This window comes from Arthrobacter sp. T572 (assembly GCF_056780115.1).
In genome coordinates this window covers 904,741-929,330 of record NZ_JBRAZQ010000002.1, presented here as the reverse complement: position 1 = coordinate 929,330, position 24,590 = coordinate 904,741, and the positions used below count along the sequence as shown (strand labels likewise).

Annotated in this window: 28 protein-coding genes; 9 read left to right on the top strand and 19 right to left on the bottom strand. The window is 65.3% G+C overall.

The window, feature by feature from the left end:
- Positions 1-18: 18 nt before the first annotated feature.
- The 11 genes from ACUYMZ_RS05545 to ACUYMZ_RS05495 all read right to left on the bottom strand — a co-directional run bounded on the left by ACUYMZ_RS05545 (position 19) and on the right by ACUYMZ_RS05495 (position 9,073).
- Positions 19-1,647: a flagellar hook-length control protein FliK gene (locus ACUYMZ_RS05545; protein WP_481602368.1), complete on the bottom strand. Its 1,629-nt coding sequence runs from the start codon at positions 1,645-1,647 to the stop codon at positions 19-21.
- Positions 1,647-2,291: a C40 family peptidase gene (locus ACUYMZ_RS05540; RefSeq protein ID WP_481602367.1), complete on the bottom strand. Its 645-nt coding sequence runs from the start codon at positions 2,289-2,291 to the stop codon at positions 1,647-1,649. The genes ACUYMZ_RS05545 and ACUYMZ_RS05540 overlap by 1 nt, the downstream gene beginning before the upstream one ends.
- Positions 2,288-2,713 carry a flagellar FliJ family protein gene (locus tag ACUYMZ_RS05535; RefSeq protein ID WP_481602366.1) on the bottom strand — a complete coding sequence of 142 codons (426 nt, stop codon included), beginning with the start codon at positions 2,711-2,713 and terminating at the stop codon, positions 2,288-2,290. The genes ACUYMZ_RS05540 and ACUYMZ_RS05535 overlap by 4 nt, the downstream gene beginning before the upstream one ends.
- Positions 2,710-4,023, bottom strand: a complete 1,314-nt coding sequence (locus ACUYMZ_RS05530) for a FliI/YscN family ATPase (protein ID WP_481602365.1) — start codon at positions 4,021-4,023, stop codon at positions 2,710-2,712. Before ACUYMZ_RS05530 ends, ACUYMZ_RS05535 begins: the two co-directional genes overlap by 4 nt.
- Entirely contained in the window at positions 4,020-4,619 is a 600-nt protein-coding gene (locus ACUYMZ_RS05525; RefSeq protein ID WP_481602364.1) for a FliH/SctL family protein, read from the bottom strand. Before ACUYMZ_RS05525 ends, ACUYMZ_RS05530 begins: the two co-directional genes overlap by 4 nt.
- Positions 4,609-5,631, bottom strand: a complete 1,023-nt coding sequence (fliG, locus tag ACUYMZ_RS05520) for a flagellar motor switch protein FliG (protein ID WP_481602363.1) — start codon at positions 5,629-5,631, stop codon at positions 4,609-4,611. Before fliG ends, ACUYMZ_RS05525 begins: the two co-directional genes overlap by 11 nt.
- On the bottom strand, positions 5,628-7,262 hold the full coding sequence (gene fliF / locus ACUYMZ_RS05515) for a flagellar basal-body MS-ring/collar protein FliF (RefSeq protein WP_481602362.1): 1,635 nt from the start codon (positions 7,260-7,262) through the stop codon (positions 5,628-5,630). Before fliF ends, fliG begins: the two co-directional genes overlap by 4 nt.
- Complete coding sequence (gene fliE / locus ACUYMZ_RS05510; protein WP_426006123.1) at positions 7,262-7,561, bottom strand: flagellar hook-basal body complex protein FliE; 300 nt, start codon at positions 7,559-7,561, stop codon at positions 7,262-7,264. Before fliE ends, fliF begins: the two co-directional genes overlap by 1 nt.
- On the bottom strand, positions 7,561-7,953 hold the full coding sequence (locus tag ACUYMZ_RS05505; RefSeq protein ID WP_426006122.1) for a flagellar basal body rod protein FlgC: 393 nt from the start codon (positions 7,951-7,953) through the stop codon (positions 7,561-7,563). The genes fliE and ACUYMZ_RS05505 overlap by 1 nt, the downstream gene beginning before the upstream one ends.
- Entirely contained in the window at positions 7,953-8,294 is a 342-nt protein-coding gene (locus tag ACUYMZ_RS05500) for a flagellar basal body rod protein FlgB (RefSeq protein WP_426006121.1), read from the bottom strand. The genes ACUYMZ_RS05505 and ACUYMZ_RS05500 overlap by 1 nt, the downstream gene beginning before the upstream one ends.
- Before the next feature lie 137 nt (positions 8,295-8,431).
- A complete protein-coding gene (locus ACUYMZ_RS05495) occupies positions 8,432-9,073 on the bottom strand; it encodes a cyclodeaminase/cyclohydrolase family protein (protein WP_481602361.1) in 642 nt (213 codons plus the stop codon).
- 383 nt (positions 9,074-9,456) lie between these two features.
- Here ACUYMZ_RS05495 and ACUYMZ_RS05490 point away from each other — a divergent pair, with 383 nt between their 5' ends.
- Positions 9,457-10,695, top strand: coding sequence for an IS110 family RNA-guided transposase (locus ACUYMZ_RS05490; RefSeq protein WP_481602290.1), 1,239 nt, complete (start codon positions 9,457-9,459; stop codon positions 10,693-10,695).
- A gap of 45 nt (positions 10,696-10,740) precedes the next feature.
- On the opposite strand, the gene ACUYMZ_RS05485 is transcribed toward ACUYMZ_RS05490, so the two are convergent.
- The 4 genes from ACUYMZ_RS05485 to ACUYMZ_RS05470 form a co-directional block, all read right to left on the bottom strand.
- Positions 10,741-11,022 carry a hypothetical protein gene (locus tag ACUYMZ_RS05485; protein WP_442424736.1) on the bottom strand — a complete coding sequence of 94 codons (282 nt, stop codon included), beginning with the start codon at positions 11,020-11,022 and terminating at the stop codon, positions 10,741-10,743.
- Complete coding sequence (fliS, locus tag ACUYMZ_RS05480; protein WP_442424735.1) at positions 11,012-11,437, bottom strand: flagellar export chaperone FliS; 426 nt, start codon at positions 11,435-11,437, stop codon at positions 11,012-11,014. The genes ACUYMZ_RS05485 and fliS overlap by 11 nt, the downstream gene beginning before the upstream one ends.
- A gap of 2 nt (positions 11,438-11,439) precedes the next feature.
- Positions 11,440-12,822, bottom strand: coding sequence for a flagellar filament capping protein FliD (gene fliD / locus ACUYMZ_RS05475; RefSeq protein ID WP_481602360.1), 1,383 nt, complete (start codon positions 12,820-12,822; stop codon positions 11,440-11,442).
- Between the two features lie 86 nt (positions 12,823-12,908).
- Entirely contained in the window at positions 12,909-13,745 is an 837-nt protein-coding gene (locus ACUYMZ_RS05470) for a flagellin N-terminal helical domain-containing protein (RefSeq protein WP_426006115.1), read from the bottom strand.
- 225 nt (positions 13,746-13,970) lie between these two features.
- Between ACUYMZ_RS05470 and ACUYMZ_RS05465 the strand changes: the two genes are divergently transcribed.
- The 4 genes from ACUYMZ_RS05465 to ACUYMZ_RS05450 are packed head-to-tail and all read left to right on the top strand — an operon-like array spanning position 13,971 to position 17,162.
- Positions 13,971-14,453 carry a flagellar protein FlgN gene (locus tag ACUYMZ_RS05465; protein ID WP_481602359.1) on the top strand — a complete coding sequence of 161 codons (483 nt, stop codon included), beginning with the start codon at positions 13,971-13,973 and terminating at the stop codon, positions 14,451-14,453.
- Positions 14,454-14,466: 13 nt separating this feature from the next.
- Entirely contained in the window at positions 14,467-15,888 is a 1,422-nt protein-coding gene (gene flgK / locus ACUYMZ_RS05460; RefSeq protein WP_481602358.1) for a flagellar hook-associated protein FlgK, read from the top strand.
- A 3-nt stretch (positions 15,889-15,891) separates the two neighbouring features.
- Positions 15,892-16,779 (top strand): flagellar hook-associated protein FlgL, encoded by an 888-nt coding sequence (gene flgL / locus ACUYMZ_RS05455; RefSeq protein ID WP_481602357.1) that lies wholly within the window; start codon positions 15,892-15,894, stop codon positions 16,777-16,779.
- Positions 16,776-17,162, top strand: coding sequence for a flagellar assembly protein FliW (locus tag ACUYMZ_RS05450; RefSeq protein ID WP_481602356.1), 387 nt, complete (start codon positions 16,776-16,778; stop codon positions 17,160-17,162). Before flgL ends, ACUYMZ_RS05450 begins: the two co-directional genes overlap by 4 nt.
- Before the next feature lie 76 nt (positions 17,163-17,238).
- Here the strand turns inward: ACUYMZ_RS05450 and ACUYMZ_RS05445 are convergent, their stop codons facing one another.
- Together ACUYMZ_RS05445 and ACUYMZ_RS05440 are read right to left on the bottom strand one after the other, a co-directional pair.
- A complete protein-coding gene (locus ACUYMZ_RS05445) occupies positions 17,239-17,448 on the bottom strand; it encodes a hypothetical protein (RefSeq protein ID WP_481602355.1) in 210 nt (69 codons plus the stop codon).
- A 61-nt stretch (positions 17,449-17,509) separates the two neighbouring features.
- Positions 17,510-18,490 carry an NAD(P)/FAD-dependent oxidoreductase gene (locus ACUYMZ_RS05440; RefSeq protein WP_481602354.1) on the bottom strand — a complete coding sequence of 327 codons (981 nt, stop codon included), beginning with the start codon at positions 18,488-18,490 and terminating at the stop codon, positions 17,510-17,512.
- An 86-nt stretch (positions 18,491-18,576) separates the two neighbouring features.
- Between ACUYMZ_RS05440 and ACUYMZ_RS05435 the strand changes: the two genes are divergently transcribed.
- The 4 genes from ACUYMZ_RS05435 to ACUYMZ_RS05420 all read left to right on the top strand — a co-directional run bounded on the left by ACUYMZ_RS05435 (position 18,577) and on the right by ACUYMZ_RS05420 (position 22,989).
- Positions 18,577-19,158 (top strand): helix-turn-helix domain-containing protein, encoded by a 582-nt coding sequence (locus tag ACUYMZ_RS05435; protein ID WP_481602353.1) that lies wholly within the window; start codon positions 18,577-18,579, stop codon positions 19,156-19,158.
- A 227-nt stretch (positions 19,159-19,385) separates the two neighbouring features.
- The gene (locus tag ACUYMZ_RS05430) at positions 19,386-20,417 is read left to right on the top strand and encodes a nitrilase-related carbon-nitrogen hydrolase (RefSeq protein ID WP_442424728.1); all 1,032 of its coding nucleotides are present in this window, start codon (positions 19,386-19,388) and stop codon (positions 20,415-20,417) included.
- Positions 20,414-21,454 carry an agmatine deiminase family protein gene (locus ACUYMZ_RS05425; protein WP_481602352.1) on the top strand — a complete coding sequence of 347 codons (1,041 nt, stop codon included), beginning with the start codon at positions 20,414-20,416 and terminating at the stop codon, positions 21,452-21,454. Before ACUYMZ_RS05430 ends, ACUYMZ_RS05425 begins: the two co-directional genes overlap by 4 nt.
- Positions 21,451-22,989: an APC family permease gene (locus tag ACUYMZ_RS05420; protein ID WP_481602351.1), complete on the top strand. Its 1,539-nt coding sequence runs from the start codon at positions 21,451-21,453 to the stop codon at positions 22,987-22,989. Before ACUYMZ_RS05425 ends, ACUYMZ_RS05420 begins: the two co-directional genes overlap by 4 nt.
- A gap of 104 nt (positions 22,990-23,093) precedes the next feature.
- Here the strand turns inward: ACUYMZ_RS05420 and ACUYMZ_RS05415 are convergent, their stop codons facing one another.
- Positions 23,094-23,639, bottom strand: a complete 546-nt coding sequence (locus tag ACUYMZ_RS05415) for an AMIN-like domain-containing (lipo)protein (protein ID WP_426006104.1) — start codon at positions 23,637-23,639, stop codon at positions 23,094-23,096.
- 296 nt (positions 23,640-23,935) lie between these two features.
- Positions 23,936-24,238 carry a DUF4193 domain-containing protein gene (locus tag ACUYMZ_RS05410; protein WP_426006103.1) on the bottom strand — a complete coding sequence of 101 codons (303 nt, stop codon included), beginning with the start codon at positions 24,236-24,238 and terminating at the stop codon, positions 23,936-23,938.
- Between the last annotated feature and the right edge of the window lie 352 nt (positions 24,239-24,590).

Genomic DNA, 24,590 nt, shown 5'->3' with positions numbered 1-24,590 from the left:
GCTGTTCTCTCCTTCACATCAGACGAGGATGTCCAGTTGGTTGGGGCTCTGTGCTTGTTGCGGGTCAGGTGCTGTTTCCACTGCCTCTGTTGGACCGGAACGCAAGGTGCCGTGGTACCCGGCGTGCCCATGCTGCCTGCTGCCCGCTCCCGTGTCCTTGGGGGCGTCCTGTGGGCTGTTCTGCGACGACAGGCTCAGGCTCGCCCCGGAATCCTCCAGGCCGCGGCGCAATTCCGGCAGCACGTGGCGAACGGCTTCCCGGCCTGCGTCCCCGGCGGCGAACAACTCGATCCGCACACCCGTGCTGTCGATGTGCGCCCTCACCGTCAGCGGACCCAGCTCCTCGGGTGAGACCTGCAGCGTCATCACGTGCTCCCCCGGATTGCCCGATGCCAGCGTAAACAGGGGTTGGGCGAGCTGGTGGGTCAGGGGCTGGTGCGGGGTCGGTGGTTGCGGCTGCATGCCTGGGTGCGGTTGGGCATGAAGTACGACGCCGGGAGCTGCCTGCGTGGGTGCGGGGACTCCCGGTGTGGCTGGCTGGGGGACGCCGGGGGCTGGCTGGATTGAAGCAGCATCGGCTGGCTCAATGCCGGGCTGCCGGGTGTGGTGCGCGCCGAACATCGGGACCAAGTTGTGGGCTTTGCTTTCCGGTTCGGTTGCTTCGGCGGCTATTGCGTCCGTGGCTGCGGGTGCGTAGCCGGAGAGCGGCGATCCGGCTCCCCTGCCGGCAGGCGTGCTTTCCTGCGGGAAGGCACTCCCTTGGGCCCCGTCAGGCATGGCACTGGCTGTTCCGGGCCCCGGCATTCCGGTGGCACCGGCCTTGCCCCCTTCGACGGACACTTGCGCACCGGCGGGCCGGAGTCGTCGTGCGGGAAGGGAGTCGTCCACGTCCGGCGTTGCTGCGACGCCGGTGTCTCCTACCGCAATACCCTGGCCCGCCTCGATGCCCGGCTGCTGCAGGTCATGCCGCGCGAGCGGCACACCCGGCAGTGAACCCACGAATTGGTCATGCGTGGCCTCGGCTGAGCCGGTGCGAGCGGACGTTACGCCAGCCGTTCCCCCGGGCGTTGCCCCGACTGAAGCCAAGGGTACGTCTGCGAAAACTCCCGCCGGTTCGATGCCTTGCTGCGGGCTGGACGCCAGGAGTCGCCTAACGGGCAGGGACTCATCGAAACGGCCAGGAATTCCGAGGCCGGGATCTCCTGCCAAGGACTCCCCTGCAGCAACACCCTGACCCGATTCGCTGCCCGGCTGCAGGTCATGCGGTATGCCTGGGCCCAGGGCGGTCGGTGCCGTTGGGGCTAAGACAGGTACCGCCGGAATCGCAGGGGCGGACACAGGTGCGGCCCCGGCCTGTAGTGGACCCGCCGCATATGCCGCTGTGGCAGCACCGGTGGCCGTGGCTTCCCGTGCATCGGAGGGCAGGAGTCGCTTGACGGGCAAGGATTCGTCCAAACGGCCAGGCACTTCACCGGCGGGCGCTCCAACCGACGAATCGCCCTCCACAGATGCCGGTCTGAGCAAGGCCCCGAGGATCGCATCGAAAGCCGCAGCATCCGAAGGTCCGGAAGCTCCAGCCGCTCCGGGACCCGCGGGAGCGCCGGAACCGGCTTGAACGCCACCGGCAAAGAAGGAAGCCACCTGCATCAAGCACCCCCGGCCGGGACGATCCTGCGAATGGACGTGAGGTTGGAGTACTTCTCCCAGGCATCCCGGATCTGGATGGTCTGCCCGGGCACGGGAGCATCGATAGCCTTGCCGTTGCCCAGGTAGATGGAGATGTGCTCGCCCCCGTAGCTGACCAGGAGATCCCCTGGCTTGGCCTCGGCAAGGGACGCAACCGGTGTGCCTTTCTGCATCTGGTCGCTCACCACGCGGGGCAGCTCCACGCCGAGGTCCTTGAACACGCGCTGTACAAAGCCGGAGCAATCCATGCCCACGGACGGGTTGGTCCCACCCCACACGTAGGGCACCCCGATGTACTTCTTGGCCGCAGCAACCACGGCGTCGCCCGTGGCTCCCCCGCCTCCGGAGACGGTGGCAGCGGAGCCCTGGACCGGCGTCGTACTTCCCACGGCGGACAGGACGGAGGCGGCGCCGGACGTCCCCATCGCCGAACTGAGCGCCGCAGCGAACGGAGCAGCGCCTGCCGATGCCGCCAGGGACGACGAGGACGCTGAAGACGCCGAAGCCGCCGCAGCTGATGAGGCAGCGGCCGAAGACCGCTCCGCCAACTGCTGCAGCGAGGCCTCGATGCTCTGGATCCGGCCCAGTGCTTCAACCATGCTCATGAGCCGGCCTTCCTGTGCCACGCTGTGGAGGCGATCTCGTCCAGGGCACCCTGTTCTGCCCGGAGCTCTGAAGCAACCAGGGCCGTGTCGTGCCGGGTTTCCAGTTTCTCGAGCCCAACAGCCCGGCGGCGCGCCTCAGTGTAGTCAGCCTGCGCAGCGGCAGCCTCGAGATCCGCGGCAGCAGCCAGGGCGTCAAGCTCCGCGAGCATGCTCTGCGCGGAGGCACGTGCTGCAGCAACCCCTATAAGTGAGGTGGAATCAACCACGGTCCCGGCCGAATCTGCAATCGCTGACCGCGCCTCCGCCCGGCGCTCGCGCAGTGAGGAAGACCGCGAGTTCGCCGCAGCCACCCCTGATTCCGCGGCCTTCTGCTCGGCCTGCCGAAGCCTCAACAACCCGGCCAGGGAGAACTGTCGGTTCACGCTGCTCCTTCCAAAGCAAAGTGGGTGGAGAGTCGGGAAAGCCAGGCCCACGACTCGCCGAACAGGGAGGACGTGTCCATGCCCTGGCGCAGGAACTGGTTGATGGCAGCCTCGTTGTCCAGGGCCGCGTCCACCAGCGGGTTGCTGCCGTGCCGGTACGCTCCGACGTCGATCAGGTCCTGGGCGGAACGCCGTGCGGCGAGGACCCGGCGCAACGCGACGGCGAGCGCGGTGTGCGCGGGATCGTTGACTTTGGACGCCACGCGGGACACCGATCCCAGTACGTCGATGGACGGGAAGTGCCCTGTGACCGCGAGTTTCCGGTCCAGGACCACATGTCCGTCCAGGATCGAGCGGGCGGCGTCGGCAATGGGCTCGTTGTGGTCGTCGCCGTCCACCAGCACCGTGTAGATCCCGGTGATGGAGCCGGCTTCCGCGGTTCCGGCCCGTTCCAGGAGCCTCGCCAGGACGGAAAAGGTCGACGGCGGGTAGCCGCGTGTCGCGGGCGGCTCACCTGCTGAGAGTCCGATCTCCCGCTGGGCCATGGCCACGCGGGTCAGGGAATCCATCATGAGCACCACGTCCTGCCCGGCTTCACGGAACGACTCCGCGATCCGGGTTGCGGTGACCGCGGCGCGAAGGCGCATGAGGGCAGGCTCGTCGGAGGTCGCAACCACCACCACGGACCGGGCGAGCCCTTCAGCACCCAGATCGTCTTCCAGGAACTCCCGCACTTCGCGTCCGCGCTCGCCCACCAGCGCAATCACGGACACTTGGGCATCGGTTCCGCGGGCCACCATGGACAGCAACGAGGACTTGCCGACGCCCGAGCCGGCGAACAGGCCCATGCGCTGCCCGCGCCCCAGGGTACAGAGCGTGTCCAGCACACGGACCCCGGTCTGCAGGGGCGTATCGATGCGGGCACGGAGCATGGCATTGGGTGCCTCCTGGTCCGACGGCACCCGGTTGGCGACGGACAGCGGCCCTTTCCCGTCGATCGGCCGGCCCAGCGCATCAAGGACCCGCCCCAACAACCCTTCGCCGGTGGGAACCAGCACAGGGCTCCCGGCAGCCCGTGCAGGAGCCCCCGCGGCGACACCTGTCAGCCGGCCCAGGGGCATGCACCGCACTCCCCCGCGCACGGAGGCGACCACCTCGGCGTCGAGCGTTCCGGCTCCCGAGCCAACCGTGACCAGCTCGCCCACGGCACAGTCCAGCCCGGCAACCTCCAGGCCCAGGCCCAGCACCGAAGTCACGGTGCCAACCCTCCGCGGCGCGGCAGCAGCCAGTGCCGCAGGCAGGCCCCTCATGCCCGGTCTCCCAACAGCGCCTGGCGTGCACGGTCCAGCGCCGCGCCGAGCCGTGCGTCGATCCACCCCTGTTGATAGTCGCCGATCGCGTCGCCCGGGTTGAGTGCGGCATCGGCTTTGAGTTCGACACCGGGAGGAAGCACGACGCCGGCAGCCTCCAACGCGGCCACGTCGCCCGGGTGCAGGCGAACCACGGTCACGGTTGCGTCAGGCTGCCCGAGGGCACGGTTGAGTGCGGCGCGGGCTGTCCGGTGGCCGTCGGCAAGCTCGTAGCCGAGGATTGCTTCCGCGAGATCCAGCGCACCGGCGGCCAGCACGTCCTCTGCCGCGGCCACGGAAACCTCCTGCCGACGCTGCGCCGCCTCAGCTGCGGCCCCCAAAACGGCCACGGCGTGCGCCACAGCCGAGCGTCCGGCGTCGAGCATGTCCCGATGCTCAGCCAGCAGCTGTTCCCGCAACCGGCGCTGTTCTGCCGCGGCGGCCTGCATTCCGGCGGCGTATCCGGCCGCGTGGCCCTGGGTGAAGCCGCGGTCCGCGGCGGGTTGCCCGGCGCTCAGGACCGGAAACGTGACGCGTGTGTAGGGCTCAGTAGACAAAGTCGTCCTCATCCCCGCGCCGGACTACGATTGCGCCCTCGGCCTCGAGTTCACGGATGGACCGCACGATGTCAGCCCGGGCTTCCTCAACCTGCGAGGCACGGACGGGACCGGAGGCGTTCATCTCCGATTCCAGGATTTCCAGGTTGCGGCCGGACATGTTGGCGCGAATCGTGTCCAGGACAACCGGCGGAGCGCCCTTCATGGCAACGGCCAGGACGCTGGCACTGACGCCACGGAGGATCTGCTGGATATCCCTCGGTTCCAGTTTCACGATGTCCACGAACGTGAGCATCCGGGCCCGTACTTCGGTGGCCAGGTCCGGATCGAGCGTGCCCAGGCCATCGAGCACGGACCGCTCGGTGTTGACGTCGGAGCGGTTGATGATGTCCACCAGGGGCTGGATTCCGCCGACAACCTCGTTGGTCTTCCGCTGGGACATCACTGCGCCGGCACGGAGCTTGAGTGTTTCGGCTACGATTCCCACGGCTTCCGGCGAGGCCGAACCCATGGTCGCGATGCTCCGGGCAACCTCGATGCGTTGGGCGTCCCCCAGCCCCGACATGACCGCGGAGGCCTTCCCCGGACGCAGGTGGGCGAGGATCAGCGCAATGGTCTGCGGCAGCTCGCCGTCGATCAAGGCCAGGATTTGCCCGGGGTCCATCATTTCCAGGAACTCGAAGGATTTCCCGGCCATGGTGGAGGCGAGGCGGTCCATGAAACCTGCGGCTTTGTCGGCGCCGAAGGACGCTTCCAGGAGTCCGACGGCGAATTCCTGGCCACCACGGGCCGTGCGGCGGCCGCTGACGGCCAGTCCGTGGAACTCGTTGATCACATGGTCCGCAACAACGGAGGAAACGCGGCGAAGACGGACGATCTCGGCGGCAATGTCCTCCGCCTCGGATTCGGAGAACTGGGCCATGACCGCAGCGGCACTGGCCGGACTCATTTGCATCAACACCACGGCCACCTTCTGCACGCCGCTCAGTGCTGAGGCTTCCGGGAGGCTCACACCGACTGCCTTTCATCCATAAGCCCTCGGAGGTACTCAGCCGTCCGGGCCGGGTTGTCCGCCACCATGGCCTCGATTTGGGCACGCTTGAGGTCGCCGTCCAGGGCCTCGGACGCCGGGGGCGGGAGGGCCGGGGTAGGTTCCAGTGGAGCCACGGGTTGGATGGAGGTGAGTTCGATCGCCGTCGTGGGCGGACCTGCGATCGCCGGAGCGGGGATGGCCTCGGGCAGGGCGTCGAAGTCGGGGCGTTCACCAAGGTCCACGGGTTCCCTGCGTTGGCGGCGCTTGAGCATGATCAACACGGTCACGATCAGGGCAATGGCTGCGAGCATGATGCTTCCGGCCATGATGAGCGTGTTCATGAGCGCTGCGTCCTTGGCCGCTTCGGCGTCCGCCTGGGCAGCTCCGAGCGCTTCGGCAGCTTTGTCTGCCGCCGCGGTGCTGAAGGGAAGGACTTCCACGGTCACCACGTCCCCGCGTGCGGCGTCGATTCCGGCGGCCGATGTCACCAGGGCGCGCACCGAGTCTACGTTGACTCCCCCGGCGGCGGACTGGTTGATGGCCACGGAAATGGTCTGGCGCTTGACTGCGCCCTGCGGGATGGTCCGGTCTTCGGTGACCTTGTTGACCGCGTTGTTCCTGGTGGTGTCGCTGGATTCGTAGGAACCGTTGGCAGCCGTTCCTCCCGGGACCGCGATGTTGTCCGGCCCCAGGACACCGGCAGCACCGCCGCCTGTGCCCGTGTAGTTCTCGGTCTTGGTGGACTCACTCAGTGCCGGCGTATTGGCAGCAGGAGTGAAAGTTTCACTGCGCTGCTGGGCCGACTCGGCGGTGACATCGGCAGCCACCGCCACGGTCGAGTTGCCCGGGCCAACCACGCTGTCGAGCACCGTGCGGACCGCCTCCGACGTGCGCTGCTGATAGTCCGTTGCCTGCTTGGACGAGGACCCCGTGGCTCCCCCGCCAACCGTGGAGAGGACATTGCCCTGTGAATCCACCACCGACACATTGGTGGGCTTCAGGTTTTCAATGGCGGCGGAGGTCAGGTGCACAATCGCCTGGACCTTGTCCGAGGACAGCGTGGTACCCGGCTGGGTCTCGACGAACACCGAGGCCGTGGCCTCCGGAGTGGTGGAAACAAACACCGACTTTTCCGGAACAGCGAGCTGCACGGCTGCGGACTTCACGCCGTCCATGGCCTGGATCGTGGTGCTGAGCTCCCCTTCAAGGGCCCGTTTGTACGTCACTGACTGCTGGAACTCCGACGACGTCACGCCCAGTTTGTCCAGCAACGAATAACCCGTGGCCGCGGCGGTCGGCAAGCCGGCAGCTGCGGCCTTCAAGCGCTCGTCGTACACCTTGTCCTCGGGGACGAGGATGGTGGAACCGCCGTTGCTCAACTCGTAGGGGACGTTGTCCTTGCGGAGCTGCTCCACGATGCTGTTGGCGTCCGTGTCCTTCAAACCGGAGAACAACGGAGAATAGGCGGGCTTTCCCAGCCACGCAGCCAGTGCCACCCCGCCGAGGGCCAGCACGGCAACACCCAGGATGGCCAGCGTTCGTTGGGCAGGGCTGAACGCCTGCACACCGCTGCCGAGTTTACGGAAAAACCGTGAAATCGCCGGTGGCATCAGGCCTGCATCCTCATGATCTCGTTGAACGCGTCAACACCCTTGTTCCGCACGGCTGCCACCAGTTCGAACGTCACCTGGGCTCGCGTGGCAGCGAGGGTTGCTTTGTGGATATCGTCAAGGTTCCCTGTCACAGCAGACACGGCCAGTTCCTTCGAGGCCGACTGCAGGGACTGCAAATCGTCGACGGCGCCAGTCAGGGCGGTGCCGAAGTCACCCCCGGCGCTGGTCGGCTTGGCGGTCCCGGCGTACCCTGTGCCGCTGACACCCTGGACGCTCTCAATGGGCCCTAAGGACATCAGGATTTTCCGATCTCGAGCGCTGCCAGGTACGTTTCGCGGGCGCGATCAACCACCTGGGCGTTGGCTTGGTAGCCGCGCTGGGCGATGATCAGGGTTCCCATTTGTTCGGAGAGGTCGATCTCCGGGTACTTCACGTTCCCGTTCGCGTCCGCCAGAGGGTGGTCCGGCTGGTAGACGATCCTTCCCGTGGCGTCGCCCAGGGGCGTGCTCTTCACATAAACGCCCTGGCCGTCGTTGCCCTCGGCGGCCTCGATGTAGCGGGCGCGGAAGACCTCGCCGTCCGTACTGGCAGCGTTGTTCATGTTGGCCAGGTTGTCGGACACAGCATCGAGCCACTTTCGGTGGACAGTCAGCGCCGAGCCCGCAATGCCAATTGCGTCAAAAGTCATCAGTTTGTCCTCAACGCCGTGCGAAGGGACGTGAACTCACCGGCAACTGCCCGCGCAGCGAACTGGTAGCGCAGCACGGTATCGATGTTGGACATGGTCTCGGTGTCCAGGTTGACGTTGTTGCCATCAGTGCGGGTCGGCTCATCCGACGGGGAAATCGTGGCGTTGACGCTGCCGTCCCCGGACTGCACGGAGGCCGCGAGCTGGTCCTCGAAAGAGACCCTCTTGGCCGTGTAATTGGGGGTGTTGATGTTCGCGATGTTGTTCGCGATGGTCCGCTGGCGCAACGACAGCGCATCCATGGCGCTGGCCAAGGCGACGGAAGTCACGGATTCAAGCACAAAGTCCTCACCTGGTGGTGTTCGTAAGGCCAATCCGTGGCCAAGCATCGAGCGATCCCTGCTCAGCAACAGTTATCGACACCGCTCTATCGGACGTTAGGAGAATCCCCAATAAATTTTGTAACCCGGCGCAGGCTTCACAACGCGTCGGTCGGGGCTGCTCTGGTGTCCACGTGGGCGGTCAATTCGTCGATCTGTTCCATCGCCCCACTCAACCGGCCCACCGTCTCCCACAGCCCAGGGTGCTCCGCACGTACTTCCTCCAGCGAGGTCCCACCCTTCGCCAGGGCAGCAAGGTCGAAGCTGACATTGGTCCGGGCTCCGGCAATCGCGGCCCTGAGGGCACCAAAGGCTACGACGACATCGGCAATCAACGCGGGATTCCCGTGCTCTGCCAGCCAGCCCAGGTCCCCAATAGCTGCGATGGCGTGGTCACCCAGCACTGCAGAAGCCTTGGCCGCTTCCACGGACGCCTGGCGGATGGCCTCCTCACGCTCCGGTCCTGGATCCAGGCGGAACGCCGCCCCGAAAGCCTTGGACGCCACCGCGTCCTCGTCCGCCAAACGAAGGGCAGTCTCCCGCAAGGTGCGTGCCCGTTCCAGCAGGTCACCCCCGGCATTATCGGAGTACCCCGCAACCATGGACGTCAAGGAGGCTGCGATGCCGAGCATCACGCCGGTCCCGGCTCCACCGCCGGGTGAGCCGCTGGACTCTGCCAGGGCCCTGGTCCAAGCCTCCACAGAGGAGCGTTGCGTGGTGATCTCTTCGGAAACAGCCATGCAACCCAGTCTGCCATCAGGCTTCCTCGCCACCCCCGCCTAGCACCCAACTGGGTCGCATTTGTGCGCGTTTTGAGCGCTCAAAACGCGCACAAATGCGACCCAGCGTGTGAGTGCCTTCGGCGCGCCGTGATCCGGGAAAGTATGCGGTTGGCTCGCCTGGGCTCTGGTGGGCTCTGCCCATACGGGTTGATCATGGGATTGTTCGTCTCGGTGAACGCCGGCCCAACTTGGTGCCTTGAGTCCGTGACCCAGCGTGGCGTGGAGGACTTCCACGGGAACCGTGGATTGTTGCTTTCAAGCACGGGTACTAGATTCCTGAATATTCTCCCTGTCCTCCCCGAGACGACGCCGGTAACTGGATGTATTGAAGGGAAGCTGGAATGGACATTGTTCATGAACGGGCCGCGGGAATGGATATTTCCAAACGCGACGCGAAGGTCTGCGTGCGGGTCCCCGGAGAACGGGCAGGGACCTACACCTCAAAGGTCACAACCTGGGGCGCGACCACGCACGCGATCCTGGAACTTCGGGAGTTCCTCGAACGCGAACACGTCACTGTTGTGGTGATGGAAGCGACCAGCGATTACTGGAAACCGTTCTTCTACCTGTTCGAAGAAACCCTGCCGGTGATGCTGGTCAACGCCAAAGTCGCCCGGAACATCCCGGGACGCAAAACCGATGTCTCCGACGCCGCGTGGCTGGCCCAACTGGCCGCGCACGGGCTGCTGCGGGCATCATTCGTGCCGCCCGAACCCATCCGCGAACTGCGGGACCTCACCCGGGCCCGCGCCATCGCCACCCGCGACCGGGCCCGGGAAATCCAAAGGCTGGAGAAGTTCCTGGAAAGCTCCGGGATCAAACTCTCTTCCGTGGTTTCAGACCTGACCGGGGTCTCTTCCCGGGACATGCTCGAAGCCCTCATCAACGGCGAACGGAACCCCGAGGTGCTGGCCGGGATGGCCCGTGGAATGCTGCGCTCGAAAATCCCGGCACTGGTCGACGCCCTCACCGGCAGGTTCAAACCCCACCACGCCTTCATGGCACGACTGCACCTGGACCAGATCGACGCCCGCACCCGCACCATCGATACCCTCACGGCACGGATTGAGGAGGCGATGGAACCCTTTCGTGAGGCCAGGGAAGCCCTGGCCACCATCCCCGGAGTATCCCAACGAGTCGCCGAAGTGATCATCGCCGAAACCGGAGCTGACATGAGCGTGTTCGAAACCCCGGGCCGGCTCGCGTCCTGGGCCGGGGTCTGCCCCAGCGCCAACGAATCCGCCGGCAGGATCAAATCCAGCCACATCATGCCCGGCAACAAATACCTCAAAGCAGCACTCGGCACCGCGGCCATGTCCGCGACCCGATCCAAAAACACCTACCTCGCCGCGAGATACCGCCGCATCACCGCCCGTTCCGGAACCAACAAAGCCCTCGTCGCCATCGAACACTCCATCCTCACAGCGGCCTGGCACATGCTCCGCAACGGCGAGTGCTACACCGACCCCGGCGCCGACCACTTCAACAGGATCAACCCAACCAGAGCCAAGAACAACGCCATCAAACAACTCAACAACCTCGGCTACAACGTCACCATCACCCCGGTCACCGCAGCCTAACCCACCACTACTTTCGTACTAGTTGGGTGGGGGCGCGGGGGGAGGTTAGCCGCGCACGTCGAGCAGCAGCGGCCGGGAGGAACCCGGGGCGGGCGATACTGCAGCGAGGGCCGCGAGGTGCGTCCCGGCGTCGTGCTTCATCGCCGCCACCATGTCAAGGGCGTCGGCCTGCGCCTCCAGGACCTGCAGGGCGCGCGGCAGCAATCCGGCAGGCAGCGGTCCGGCATCAACGGGCGGCTCCCATGGAGGAGGGAAACCGCCGGAAACTGCCAAGGCGATGTCCGCTTCCAGCCTGTCCAGGATGTCAGGCCAGGAATCAGGCGACACCGAGCGCCGATCCGGAAGCAACCGGTCCCGCCGTCAATTGCGCCGACGCCTCATGCCAGCCCTGCCGCAGCGGCTCCAGGAGCTCGATGCATTCCTTGGTCCGTTCCACGTCACGGTAGATGTTGGCACCGATGAGGGCCTGCATGGCGTACTCGTAGATGCCGGCAAGCGAAGCCGCCCCGTCCCACAGCTCCACCCGCAGGCTGGACTGCAGCTCGGCCACAATCGCCTGGGCGTGCAGCAGGTTCTCACGGGCAACGTCCCAGTTGGTGTTTTCCTGCGCCAACCTGGCACGCTTCAAGTCCAGCAGCAACCGGTCGTAGAGCATGGTGAGCAGGCGGGCGGGCGGCGCGGAGAGGACGGCGTCGTCGTTGTAGCGCGAGAGCTGCTGCGCTCGGAGTGCACTGTAGGTCATGGCTATTCTCCTGTGGACTGCTTCGGGAGGCTGGAAATCTGCCCGGACAACCAGGTGGACTGCGACTGGAGGCCGCCGAGCAGGACCTCCATGTTGGTATAGACGGCCTGGAGCGTGGCGCGGCGGGTTGCCAGGCGCTGGTCCCAGTCGGCGATCCGGGTGCCGAGGTCCCGGGCTTCGGATTCCCGGCCTTTGATGAGGCTGGAGATGGAACCGCTGTAGGGGTCGGCAGCGGCCGTCGCGGCTTCAGCCACGCGCCCGGCCAAAGCCTGTACCGCGGCTTGCGTGGCGGCCGGGTCCGCGGCCAGCGCCGCGGAGAACTTGGCGGAATCGAACGTGAAGTTTCCGTCCTTGGTGATGTCGATGCCGTATTCGGCCGGTGACTTCTCGTCAACCGGCCGCGACAGTGCCGCGAGGACCTGGTCGTTGACGGCGCGCACGCTGCTGTTGCCGGTCAGGATCCCTGCCTTGGGGACGGTCGCGCCGCTGGAGTTGGTGGTTTTGGACACCGCGCTGTACATGGCAACGAAGCTGAGGACATCGTTGACGGAGGTCACCAGGTCTCCGGCCTTCTTGGTGATGCCGGGAACGTCACTGGAGACGGTCACGGTCACCGGACCGGTGCTCACTGCCGACGCCGTCACGGAAACACCGGGCAGGATATCGGCAAAGGTGTTCGTTCCGGAGGTCAGCACCTGTTCGGCGGCCGTGCCCGCGTACAGCGTCGCTTTGGCATCCTGCGCGGACTTCACGACGGCGGCAGCCGGGTCAGCCATGAGGTCCACCGCAGTGCCGCCCGCCACTTGGGCGGCCGTGCCCTGGTAGGCGGTAAAGGCTCCGGCGGCACCGGACGTGGTAGCCGTCAGCTGCAGGCGGTATGTGCCGTTGCCCGCCGGAACCTTCACCGCGTGGGCGCCACCGGACGCCGCGTTGATGGCCGAAACCACGTCATCCAAAGAAGTACCCGTGGGAGCTATCTCGGTCGTCTTGCCCGTGGAATCAACGATCGTCAGTCGTGCCGGGGCGCCGCCATCGGTGGGCCAGGAGGCCATGGCCGCAGTGACGTTTACCTGCGTCCGGGCCAGCTGCGTTACGGTCAGGTCGATCGATCCCGCAGTGGCCGCCGTCGTGGTTTTTGCCGTGACGGAAGGTTGACTGCTGGTGGCAGTGAACAGGTTCAGCGCGCCGGTGGTGGACCCTGCGACGGCAAGGTCCTTGAGCGCGGTGAGCTTGGTGTTGAGGGACTGCAGGGTGGAAATGACGGTCTGGTTGGAGGCCAGCTTGGTCTTGAGCTGGGTCTGCGGCAGCGCCTCGACCGACATCAGCGAGTTGATGATCGCGGTGGTGTTCAGGCCACTGGCGAGCCCGTCGATAGCGGTTGTCACAGGTTCTCCTTCCCGGTCCGGTCAATCCCTTGCCAGCGACGGCCGGCCAGGATGGGGCCTGGCCGGCCGTCTGTCCATGACGAGCCTTAGCGCAGGAGCGAAAGGACGCCCTGGCCGGACTGGTTGGCCTGTGCCAGCATGGCGGTACCTGCCTGGGACAGGATGTTCGCCTTGGTGTACTTGACCATTTCCGCAGCCATGTCCGTGTCGGCGATGCGGGACTGGGCAGCCTGCAGGTTTTCGCCGGCGACGTTCAGCGACTTGATGGCGTGGTCCAGGCGGTTCTGGCTTGCACCGAGGTCCGAACGCTGGGTGGACACTGCCTTGATGGCTGTGTCGATCGCCGTGATCGTGGTCTGGGCGGTAGCGTTGTCCGTCACCACGAAGTCCGTTGAGCCGGTTGCCGAAGCCAGTGCGCCAACGGCGGTGGCGACATCGCCGAGGTTGACGGAGATGACGTCGTTGGCCGAACCTGCGGTACCCACCTGGATGTTCTTGGCGCCGCCCTTGAGGAGGTCGATGCCGTTGAAGTTGGTGGATTCGGTGATGCGGTTCAGTTCCTTGCCGAGGGAGTCGGCTTCCTTCTTGATGGCCGCACGTGCGTCGGCGTTGTTCGTGTCGGAAGCACCCTGGACTGCGAGGTCGCGCATGCGCTGCAGAACGGAGTGGACTTCGGTGAGGGCACCTTCCGTGGTCTGGATGATGCTGATGCCGTCCTGGGCGTTGCGGGCGGCAACTGCCGAACCGCTCACCTGGGACTTGAGGCCCTCCGAGATGGCAAGGCCGGCCGCGTCGTCAGCCGCACGGTTGATGCGCAGGCCGCTGGAGAGCTTCTCCATCGACTTGGACAGGGTGTCCTGCGTGGCGTTCAAGCTGCGGTAAGCGTTGTTTGCCATCAGGTTGTTGTTGATCTGCATGCCCATGATTTTTCCTCCGTGATCTGGACTTACTGTGTGGCGGCCCATCCGTGGGCCGTCACAGACCACAGTCGGCGGGCAGCAGAACGCCGTTAGCAAAAATCCGCAAGAGCTTTTGGCCCACGGGGCCGCCTAACGCCTGGCCATCCGCGGCCGATAGCTAAGGGGGAGCTACCGGGGACGCACCCCGTCCCCCAAACCATCCCCCACTCAGAACTGGAGTCGACCGCAGTGGCCATCCATGAACTGTCAGCCCTCCTGTGGCGCGAACGTGAGCTCCTGGATCTCCTGACATTCAAGCTCGAAGAAGAGCAACTGCTGCTGACGGCCGGCAAATCCCGTTGGTTGCCGCATGGCACCCGGGAAGTGGAGCAGGTCCTGGAGCGGGTTTCAAAGGCCGGTCTTGCCCGGGCCGTGGAGATAGCAGCCGTGGCGGAACAATGGGGCCTGTCCCCGGACTGCTCATTGGCTGAACTGGCCGCTGCTGCCCCCGACCCTGCCTGGGCCGAGGTGCTGATGTCCCACCTGGGCGCCATGCGGCAGCAAACTGCCTCCATCAAGGAGCTCCGGGACGCCAACGAGCAGTTCCTGCGCGCAGCGGTCCGTTCCACCCAGGAAACGCTCGCCGATTTGAAACCCGCAGCCGGCACCTATGACTCCCACGGCCGCACGGGCGATTCCGCGTCGGCCCACCTCGTCGACCGGAAACTCTGAGAGGCTACGCACAGTGAGCACATTCGGCGGACTCAACACTGCCTACCGGGGCCTCACCGCGGCCCAACAGGCCATCAACCTGGCCGGCCAGAACATCGCCAATTCCTCCACTCCCGGCTACACCCGCCAGCGGATCGAACAGTCAGCGATCGGAACTCCGCTGCCCGTGGGCCTGCATTCCAGCGTGGGCCAGGCGGGCCAGGGCGTCCGGGTGGACGGCATCGCGCGCTTGGGCAACAGCTTCCTGGACGCCGGCGTTCGCAACAGTGCTGCGGCCTCGGGATACGCCGGCCTGCGGTCAACGGAACTCCAGCGGCTTGAGGACTCGCTGCAGGAGCCTGGTGCGCACGGCATCTCGACGGCGTTGCACACCTTCTGGGCATCCTGGCAGGGAGTAGCGAACCACCCGGGCGAGTCCGCGCCGGCGTCGGTCCTGCTTGAAGCCGCCGCTACCGTGACGGAAACCGTCGCCGCAGGCTACAAGGCTTTGGACGCCCAGTGGAGTCGTATCCGTGGCGAAGCCGCTGCAACGGTGGTGGAACTCAACGCAGCAGCAGGACGGGTGGCGAGCCTCAACTCGCAGATCCGCTCGACCGTGGCGGCCGGAGGATCGGCGAACGAACTCATCGATGCCCGGAACCAGTTGACCGAATCCATTGCCTCCTTGGCCGGTGGCACGGTCCGCGAGAACCCCGACGGCACCGCGGACGTTTTCATCGGCGGCAACGCCTTGGTGTCCGGCACCTCGGTACGCCAGCTCCGCTTGGCCGGCCCCACGGGCATGGACGCGGCCACCACGCCGGTCCAGTTGGAGTGGGCAGACCGCCCGGGTGCCGCAGTAAACCTCGACGGCGGCAAGCTCGCCGGAGCTCTCTCGCTGCTGGCACCGGCCGCAGGCGATGGCACCGGAGGCGCGATCGCCCAGGCAGCGGCGTCGTACAACGCCTTCGCAACCCAGCTCCTGAACGAGGTCAATGCCATCCACAGGACCGGCCAGTCCAGTACCGGCGCGGGCAACCTCGACTTCTTCGCCAGCACGCCCGGCGTTCCCGTGGCCCTGTCACTCCGGGTGGTCCCAAGCAGCCCGGCCGGGATTGCCACGGGCGCGGCAGGTGCGGGCGCACTCGATGGAAGCCTGGCCGACAGACTGTCCCAAACCGGCTCCTCGGCCGCATCGCCGGACGTTTTCTGGAGCGGAGTAGTGTCCGGAATCGGCATGGCCTCGCGCTCAGCACAACAGCATGCGCACCTTGCGGATGCGGCGGGAGTTGCCGCCGTCGGCCAGCGCAACTCCGGTGCCGGGGTCAGCCTGGACGAGGAAAACATCAGCCTCCTCGCCGGCCAGCACGCATACCAGGCCGCTGCCAGGGTGATGACGGCCATCGATGAGGCCCTGGATGTCCTGATCAACCGCACCGGACTGGTAGGAAGGTAAGCCGTGCTCAACCGCGTCACCACCCACATGATGGCCGCTTCATCGCAGCGGAGCCTGCAGTCGACGCAAACCCGGCTGGCCGAACTGCAGGACCGTGCGCTCACGCTCAAGAACATCAGCCGTCCTTCCGACGATCCGGCAGGCGCCGCGCAGGCCATCGCCCTGCGGGGCCAGCTGAATGCGGCCAACCAATACGGCAGCAACATCAGCGACGGAAACGGCTGGCTTGCGGCTGCCGACACGGCCTTGGGACAGTCCACCAACATCCTCAACCGGGTGCGGGACTTGGTGGTCCAGGTGGCCAACGGCACCCTGAACGATTCCGCGAAGGAGGCGATCGCCGTCGAAATCGAAGGCCTGGGCAAGGACCTCCTGGCCCAAGCCAACACCAGGTACCTGGGCCGGAACGTCTTCGCCGGCAGCGCGGACACGGACGGCGCCTTCACCAACGGCTCTCCCCCGGTATTCAACGGCACCGCCAACAGTTCGGTGGAACGCCGCGTTGACGCCTCGCGGACCGTGCGGGTGGATTCCGACGGCGGCGCGATCTTCGGTAGCGGCGCGAGCTCGGTCTTCGCAGTGGTGAGCGACGTCGTCGCGGACATCCGGGCCGGCATCAACCCCAACGGGCGCTTGGCCGCGATCGGTGAGCGCATCCAGTCGGTCATCGACGGGCGGGCCGACGTCGGGATGCGGCAGACACGCCTGGGGCAGGCACAGGATTCCCTGGAAGGGATGAAGGCTACGCTGGAAACCCAGAGGTCGCGGGTGGAAGACCTGGATTTGGGAAAGGCAGTCATGGATTTGAAGGTGCAGGAGACCAACTACCAAGTGGCCCTCGCAGTGACCGCCAAGGTCCTGCAGCCGACGCTCATGGACTTCCTGCGATGAGCACGGCACTGGCCTTCGAGTCGTTGACGTTTGCCGCGCCCATGCCCGGACTGGAGGGTGCCGGCGGGTTCTCCTTGCGCGGTATCCCGGGGGCCGTGGGCCTGTTTGCCCTGGAAGCGGAGGAGCCGCAGGTGCGCATGTTCCTTGCCGATGCCTCCGTGTATGTTCCGGATTACGCTCCCACCATCCCGGCATTCGCTCTGGAGTCCGTGGGACTCCCTGCAGCCGGGGAAGGAACCCTTTTGGTGGTGGTGAACCCCTCGCCGGAGAAGACCACGGTGAACCTGATGGCTCCGCTCCTGCTGAACCCTGCCACGGGGGTGTGCCTCCAGGTCATTCTCGACGGCGGCATGTACCCCTTGCGCGCGGAACTCGCCAGCTGATTTTCGCAACTGACTGGCACCAGCGGTTGTTCTGAGGCGTCAGAACAACCGCTAATGCCAGTCAGATGGATACCGATCAGACCTTCTCGCGGATGCGTTCGGTTGTCGGTTCGGTGACGTCAAATTCCCGACGCCGGCGGGCCAGGAACGTCCACAGCGTGCCTTCCGTGGGTGGACGCTTCCCGGCGGGCTGATCCGGAGTTTCCTCTGTGGTGTGCGTTTCGGGTTTGCGCGCGGAGTCCTTCTTCGTGCGCCTCTCGAAGTCCTCATAGTACGAGTAACACATACCCAACCTCCTTAACTGGCTGCCCTTTAATCGTCCTCGCCCCAGCGTCACAAGTCGACCGTTATTTGCTGGGAACCGCCATCCTGGCCTGCTCCACGGCACGCCGGGTTTCTGCCATCATGAGGTCCGCGTTGATCACCGCACCGGCCATGTTTCCTGCGGCGGCCGCGGCCACCACCTGACCGGTCAGATCCGTGACGTTGCCGGCCACCCACACCCCGGGAACGGAAGTTGCACCGCCAAGGGCCGTACTTTCCACATGATGGCCAACGCCCATCGGATGTTCCGCAGGTTCGATGCCAAGCGACTCGAGCACCTGCGAACGGGCCTCCATGCGCGGACCCACTACCGCAGCTTCCACGGGAATGACCGTCCCGGATTCCAGGGCTACACCGGCCAAGGCGTCACCTGTTACCTCCAGGGACTTCACCTTTCCTTCCACCACGGCGATGGAACGGGCCGCGAGTTGTTCCCATTCCTCTTCCGTCGGCTCCACCAGGTCATTCAGGAACAGCGTGATGCTGGGGCTCCACTGCCGGAAGAGCAATGCCTGGTGCATGGAAAGGGGTCCTGTTCCAAGGATCCCGATGGAGGCATTCCTTACCTCCCAGCCATGGCAGTACGGGCAATGAATCACGTCCTTGCCCCAGCGTTCCTGGATTCTTTTGATGCCGGGGAGGACGTCGCTCAACCCGGTGGCCACGAGCAATCGCCGCGCTCCAACCACCTGCCCACCGGCGAGTTCCACCTCGAAGGCGGGGTCCGTGCCCAGGCCAGGCTCCGCCGTCGAACGTGCCGCCACGGCCGTGCCGGCCAGCACTTCGCCGCCATACTTGCGGACCTCGTCCCGTCCCACAGCCAGCAGTTCCCGGGGGCTCATGCCGTCCCTCGAGAGGAATCCGTGCACCCCTTTCGCCGGCGCATTCCGCGGCTCGCCGGCATCAATAACGAGCACCGAGCGCAAGGCCCTGCCCAGTGTGACGGCTGCACTTAACCCAGCTGCGCCACCACCCACAACTACGACGTCGTACTGCTTTTCCATGTTTCCCTTCCTTCCCTTCGTATCCAATGCTTCCGCGGCAGCATGCATACCGGCAAGATAGTTTGCTGCTATGGCAAAATGTGAGCATGGATTCCGATGTCAACAAGCTCCTCCATTCCGTCGGCCCACGGCTGCGAACCCTCCGCACCCAAAAGAACCTGACCCTCGCTGAAGCCTCGGAAGCCACCGGCATCTCCGTCAGTACGCTCTCCAGGCTTGAGTCCGGCCAGCGGAAGCCCACCCTTGAACTGCTGCTGCCCATTGCCCGGCTCCACCAGGTGCCGCTCGAAGAACTCATCGACGCGCCGGAAACAGGAGATCCGCGGATCCATTTGAAGCCGCACGTCCACGAATGGGGAACGGCACTGCCCCTGACCAAGCGGCCGGGCGGCATCCAGGCTTTCAAGATGGTCCTTCCGGGCTCCACCGGCAAAGAAATCCCCAACCCCCAATCCCACGAGGGGTACGACTGGATGTACATCCTCAACGGCAAGCTGCGGCTGATCCTCGGGGACAACGACTTCATCCTCAAAGCAGGCGAAGCCGCCGAGTTCGACACCCGCACCCCGCACTGGTTCGCCAGCGCCGGCAAGGACCCGGTGGAACTCCTGACCCTGTTCGGCCAGCAGGGCGAGCGCATGCACGTAAGGGCCAGACCCAAACGCTGATCCCACACCCCCGCACCCCCCCCCCCCCCCCCGCACCCCACCCCACGCCCCGCGAGATGGCATTTGATGACAGTCCCGCCGCCCCACATTGTCATCAAATGCCACATCGCGAGCGGGTCATAAACGAACGGCATTCATTTCACCCCTTGCGCTCCGGCGTGACTGCCGCCATACTAAATGAACGCTATTCATTTAGTGACAGTCGTCTCACCGGAGTACATGCCATCATGATTGAAATTACCCGCCTCGAAGCCCCCACTTCCCTGGCACGCACCGAACCGTCCACCCGCACCCCCTTGCGGGTCGGCGTCGTCCAGCACCAGTGGCACGCTGATGAAGCCGTCCTGCGCGCGGAACTGAATGAGGGCATCGAGCGTGCGGCCAAGCTCGGCGCAACGGTTGTCTTCCTGCCGGAATTGACGCTCTCCCGCTACCCCGCAGACACGCGGCCCGAGAACAAGCCCGACGCCGGTGTCCGCCCCTCGGACATCGCCGAGGACCTGCTCACAGGTCCCACGTTCACCTTCGCCTCCGAGGCCGCCCGCAAGTTCGGCGTCTCAGTCCACGCTTCCCTGTACCAGCGTGCAGAGAATCCGGACGGCACCGATGACGGCCTGGGCCTCAACACCGCGATCCTGGTCTCCCCTGCCGGCGAACTCGTCGCCCGCACGCACAAGCTCCATATCCCCGTCACTGCCGGCTACTACGAGGACAAGTTCTTCCGCCAGGGCCCGGACGCCGACGACGCCTACGCCGTCCACGCGCCGGCCGAACTCGGAGGCGCACGCCTGGGCATGCCCACTTGCTGGGATGAATGGTTCCCCGAGCTCGCCCGCATGTACTCCCTGGGCGGCGCCGAAATCCTGGTCTACCCCACGGCCATCGGTTCCGAACCGGACCACCCGGACTTCGACACGCAGCCGTTGTGGCAGCAGGTCATCGTGGGCAACGGCATCGCCAACGGTCTCTTCATGATCGCCCCCAACCGCCACGGCAGCGAGGGAACACTGAACTTCTACGGCTCCTCGTTCATCTCCGACCCCTACGGCCGTGTCCTGGTCCAGGCTCCGCGCGACGAGTCCGCCGTGCTGGTGGCAGACCTGGATCTCGACCAGCGCAAGGACTGGCTGACCCTGTTCCCGTTCCTCGCCACCCGCCGCCCGGAGACCTACGCCCGCCTCACCGAGCCCGTGAACCCGGACGCTCCATTGGGCGCCAGCCCCGCATCAAGCCAGCAGCCACAGGCGGTTTCGGCGTGAGCGCCTGGCGCATGCCGTCCGAGACGGCGCCCCAGGACCGCGTCTGGATGGCCTTCCCCACGGGCGGCTACACCTTGGGCGATACGGAGGAAGAAGCGCACGCTGCCCGCACCACCTGGGCCGCCGTCGCGAACGCCATCCTCGAGTTCGAGCCGGTCACCATGGTGGTATCCCCCGACGACGTCGAAATGGCCGCGCGCTACCTGGACCCCCGTGTCGAGGTACTGACGGCGGAGCTCAACGACGCCTGGATGCGGGACATCGGACCGTCCTTCGTGCTCGATGCCAACAAGCAGCTTGGTGCCGTGGACTGGATCTTCAACGGATGGGGCGGTCAGGACTGGGCCGCTTGGGACAAGGACTCCCTCATCGCGGAGTTCGTGAGCGGCAAGGCCAAGGCACAGCACGTCCCCTCGGGGATCGTCAACGAGGGCGGCGGCATACAGGTGGACGGCGAAGGCACCGTCCTGGTCACGGAGACAGTGCAGCTGGACCAGGGCCGCAACCCGGGCCTGACCAAGGCCGACATTGAGCAGGAGCTGGCCCGCACCATCGGAGCAACCCACGTTGTGTGGCTCCCCCGCGGTTTGACCCGTGACTCGGAAAAGTACGGCACGCGCGGCCACGTGGACATCGTCGCCGCCATCTCCAGCCCCGGAACGCTGCTGGTGCATTCCCAGCAGAACCCGGAACACCCGGATTACAAGGTCTCCCGCGAAATCATCGACTTCCTGCGTACCACCCACGACGCAGCAGGCCGGGAATGGAACATCATCGAAGTTCCGGCCCCGGAAACACTGACCGACGACGAGGGGTATGTGGATTACAGCTACATCAACCACCTCGTGGTCAACGGCGGGGTCATCGCCTGCAGCTTCAATGACCCCATGGACGAGAAAGCACTCCGCATTCTCGCCGATGCCTACCCCGGCCGACGCGTGGTCAGTGTTGACGCGCGCGAACTCTTCGCGCGGGGCGGCGGCATCCACTGCATCACGCAGCAGCAGCCTACGGCCATCCAGAAAGGGCCCTCATGAGCCAGACAATCCACCGCGGCGGCAGTGAAGCCGCATCGTCGCATGACATCAGCGGCAAGGGACTGAAGACGGGGCAGTTGGGGCTCCTCGCCGTCGTCGTTCTTGGCATCTCCACCATTGCACCCGCCTACACCCTGACCGGGGCCCTGGGCCCCACCATCAGCACTGTCGGTCTACAGCTTCCGGCAATCTTCCTCATCGGGTTCATTCCGATGATCCTCGTGTCCTTGGCTTACCGGGAACTCAACTCCGATTCCCCGGACAGCGGCACCACGTTCACCTGGGTCACCAAAGCGTTCGGTCCCTGGGTGGGCTGGATGGGTGGCTGGGGCCTGCTCGCTGCCAACATCATCGTCCTGTCCAACCTGGCAGGCGTGGCAGTGGACTTCTTCTACCTGTTCCTGTCCCAGCTCGCGGGCAATCCGGACATCGCCGACCTCGCCTCCAACAAACTCCTCAACGTGGTGACGTGCCTGGTGTTCGTTGCCTTGGCCGTGTGGGTCAGCTACCGGGGCCTGCACACCACCAAGATCGTCCAGTACGGACTGGTTGGCTTCCAGCTGGTGGCCCTTGGCCTGTTCGTGGTCATGGCCTTCGCCAACTGGTCTTCCTCCCCCACCGCCATCCCCTTCAGCTGGGACTGGTTCGATGTCACCAAGGTGGAAACATTCGGCCAGATCGCGGCGGGAATCTCCTTGTCGATCTTCGTCTACTGGGGCTGGGACGTGTGCCTCACCGTCAATGAGGAAACTGCCAACGGCAAGAAAACCGCAGGCCTCGCCGGCACACTGACTGCCGTGGCCGTCCTGGGCATCTACCTGCTGGTCACCATCGCCACGATGATGTTTGCCGGCGTCGGCGATTCCGGGGTGGGCCTGAACAACGAGGAAAACCATGCCAACATCTTCACTGCGCTCGCTTCGCCGGTGATGGGCCCGTTCGCCATCCTGATGTCGCTTGCCGTGCTGTCCAGCTCGGCTGCTTCGCTGCAGTCCACCTTTACGTCACCGTCGCGGAGCCTCCTGGCGATGTCGCACTACGGCGCCCTGCCGGAGCGCTACAGCCGGATGAGCAGGAAATTCTCGACGCCGGGCTACGCCACCATCGCGGCAGGCGTCCTGTCCGCGGGCTTCTACGCGGTGATGCACGTGATCAGCGAAAACGTCCTGAACGACACCATCCTGGCCCTGGGCCTGATGATCTGCTTCTACTACGGACTCACCGCGATTGCCTGCGTATGGTATTTCCGCAACAGCCTGTTCTCCAGCGTACGCAACGTGGTCCTGCGGTTCCTGTGCCCGTTGCTGGGCGGTGTTGGCCTCTTCGTGGTGTTCATCCAGACCGCCGTGGACAGTTGGGCGCCGGAGTTCGGCAGCGGTTCGGAGATCTTCGGCGTGGGTCTGGTGTTCGTACTCGGCGTGGGCATCCTTGCACTGGGTGTGGTGGTCATGCTGGTCATGTCACGCCTCAAGCCCGGATTCTTCCGGGGCGAAACCATCCGCAAGGACACCCCCGCGCTGGTGGTCCCGGAGTAGCCCCTGGAACCACGGTTTCGCTGGAAAGCTGCCGGTTCGTGCGGAAGATTCCGTACGAACCGGCAGCTTTCCCGTTGTTTGGCGGTGTCACCGATGAGGGAGGCCTACCAGCGGTGTGCCACGTCCACCACCAGGCGCGAACCGCCGCCGGGTCCGTCCAGGATGAAGACCCGGAACGGAAGGCGGGCACGGACCCCCAGCCCGATGCTGGTCTGTCCCTCGAAGCTTCCCGCGTAGACCACTTGCCGGAACGTTTGGTATCCGGAAACGTTGGACAGCTCAGCCTTGGCCGCAGGTGCATAGCTAAGGTTTCCGTACTGGTCGTAGGACGGAGCCGTCACCACCACCTGCAGGTCCGCGTCCCCCGCCACGGGAATTTGGAACCCGGAGCCGTCCTGGGTCACTACGGGAACGTAGTGCACTGAATAACCGGCCACTTTGCCGGCAAGATCGACCACCATGCGGTCGTAGCAGGGCTGCTGCCCCGTACGGACATTGGTGACGTGCGCGGAACTCATGTCGGGATCGGCCTTGGCCAGCGAACCCCACGTAATTCCGCAATAGGGTGACGCAGCCGCCGGCCCCGCTCCCATCAGTCCGGGTACGGCAGCCACTGCCAGTGCCGCCAGACCCGCACCTAACTTCCTCATTTTTTGCCCCCTTCAAGGCGGGATGGATACCTCCAGATTAGGAGCGGATCCGCCGCTTTGTTCCGCCCGTGTCCTCTTCGGCGCACAACCGTTAGAGGGGCTTGTTGCCGGTCACGGGCAGGTTATGCAAGGCGCCATTTTCTGGCTTTCAGGACACTTTCAGCGGGGCTGCGTGCATACGGCCGTAACCGAAGATAACGACACCGCGGCGTTATAAAACCGGCGCAGATATGCGAAAACCCCGCCAAGCTGTTTCTTCGCTTGTCGGGGTCCACGAGGTTTGTGCTGCAGGCGGTTCAGCCTTCGCAGTCCTTGCAGTACTTCAGGCCATTCTTTTCCAGTGCAACCTGTGAGCGGTGGCGGACCAGGAAACAGGAAGAACACGTAAATTCGTCGGACTGCTCCGGGACCACTACAACGGTCAGTTCTTCATTGGAAAGATCGGCTCCCGGAAGGTCAATGCCTTCGGCAGTGTCGTTGTCGTCGACGTCGATGACCGCGGTCTGGGCAGCGGCACCACGCGACGCCTGAAGGGCCTCAAGCGATTCAGCGGGAGACTCTTCTTCTGTCTTGCGCGGAGCGTCGTAATCAGTAGCCATTGAGGGTTCGCTTTCGTTGCTGCACAGTGCCGATCCGGCACCTCAGTGCAGCAGTTTAGGGCATAGTTCCCGCTATCAACTAATAGTGTGCCCAACGCGACACCCGGCCACCTTTTACCTTGTGCCTACAAGGAAGGACGCGTGTTTTCCGCGTGCGACTGAATGGAATGAGCGGCAGCTACGGTCACCCCGCTCAGTGCCGGCAACCACGCCAAATCACTGCACCCCGATCCCGCCCCGCGCCCATCCTGCCCAGCGCATTCCAGTACGTAGGCGGCCTCGATCCATCGGGCGATGGCCGAGCCGATTCTTCTGCATCCGGCAGCTAATGAAGTAGTCATGACGGGAAACT

What these genes read in the sequence shown, in the direction of transcription:
- ACUYMZ_RS05430 (WP_442424728.1), top strand. Translation starts at nt 19,386, where the DNA reads ATGATTGAAATTACCCGCCTCGAAGCCCCCACTTCCCTGGCACGCACC.
- ACUYMZ_RS05450 (WP_481602356.1), top strand. Translation starts at nt 16,776, where the DNA reads ATGAGCACGGCACTGGCCTTCGAGTCGTTGACGTTTGCCGCGCCCATG.
- fliS (WP_442424735.1), bottom strand. Translation starts at nt 11,437, where the DNA reads ATGACCTACAGTGCACTCCGAGCGCAGCAGCTCTCGCGCTACAACGAC.
- ACUYMZ_RS05470 (WP_426006115.1), bottom strand. Translation starts at nt 13,745, where the DNA reads ATGGGCATGCAGATCAACAACAACCTGATGGCAAACAACGCTTACCGC.
- ACUYMZ_RS05505 (WP_426006122.1), bottom strand. Translation starts at nt 7,953, where the DNA reads ATGACTTTTGACGCAATTGGCATTGCGGGCTCGGCGCTGACTGTCCAC.
- ACUYMZ_RS05440 (WP_481602354.1), bottom strand. Translation starts at nt 18,490, where the DNA reads ATGGAAAAGCAGTACGACGTCGTAGTTGTGGGTGGTGGCGCAGCTGGG.
- fliE (WP_426006123.1), bottom strand. Translation starts at nt 7,561, where the DNA reads ATGTCCTTAGGGCCCATTGAGAGCGTCCAGGGTGTCAGCGGCACAGGG.
- ACUYMZ_RS05410 (WP_426006103.1), bottom strand. Translation starts at nt 24,238, where the DNA reads ATGGCTACTGATTACGACGCTCCGCGCAAGACAGAAGAAGAGTCTCCC.
- ACUYMZ_RS05545 (WP_481602368.1), bottom strand. Translation starts at nt 1,647, where the DNA reads ATGCAGGTGGCTTCCTTCTTTGCCGGTGGCGTTCAAGCCGGTTCCGGC.
- ACUYMZ_RS05445 (WP_481602355.1), bottom strand. Translation starts at nt 17,448, where the DNA reads ATGTGTTACTCGTACTATGAGGACTTCGAGAGGCGCACGAAGAAGGAC.
- ACUYMZ_RS05435 (WP_481602353.1), top strand. Translation starts at nt 18,577, where the DNA reads ATGGATTCCGATGTCAACAAGCTCCTCCATTCCGTCGGCCCACGGCTG.
- ACUYMZ_RS05495 (WP_481602361.1), bottom strand. Translation starts at nt 9,073, where the DNA reads ATGGCTGTTTCCGAAGAGATCACCACGCAACGCTCCTCTGTGGAGGCT.
- ACUYMZ_RS05490 (WP_481602290.1), top strand. Translation starts at nt 9,457, where the DNA reads ATGGACATTGTTCATGAACGGGCCGCGGGAATGGATATTTCCAAACGC.
- ACUYMZ_RS05530 (WP_481602365.1), bottom strand. Translation starts at nt 4,023, where the DNA reads ATGAGGGGCCTGCCTGCGGCACTGGCTGCTGCCGCGCCGCGGAGGGTT.
- fliF (WP_481602362.1), bottom strand. Translation starts at nt 7,262, where the DNA reads ATGCCACCGGCGATTTCACGGTTTTTCCGTAAACTCGGCAGCGGTGTG.
- ACUYMZ_RS05420 (WP_481602351.1), top strand. Translation starts at nt 21,451, where the DNA reads ATGAGCCAGACAATCCACCGCGGCGGCAGTGAAGCCGCATCGTCGCAT.
- ACUYMZ_RS05540 (WP_481602367.1), bottom strand. Translation starts at nt 2,291, where the DNA reads ATGAGCATGGTTGAAGCACTGGGCCGGATCCAGAGCATCGAGGCCTCG.
- ACUYMZ_RS05415 (WP_426006104.1), bottom strand. Translation starts at nt 23,639, where the DNA reads ATGAGGAAGTTAGGTGCGGGTCTGGCGGCACTGGCAGTGGCTGCCGTA.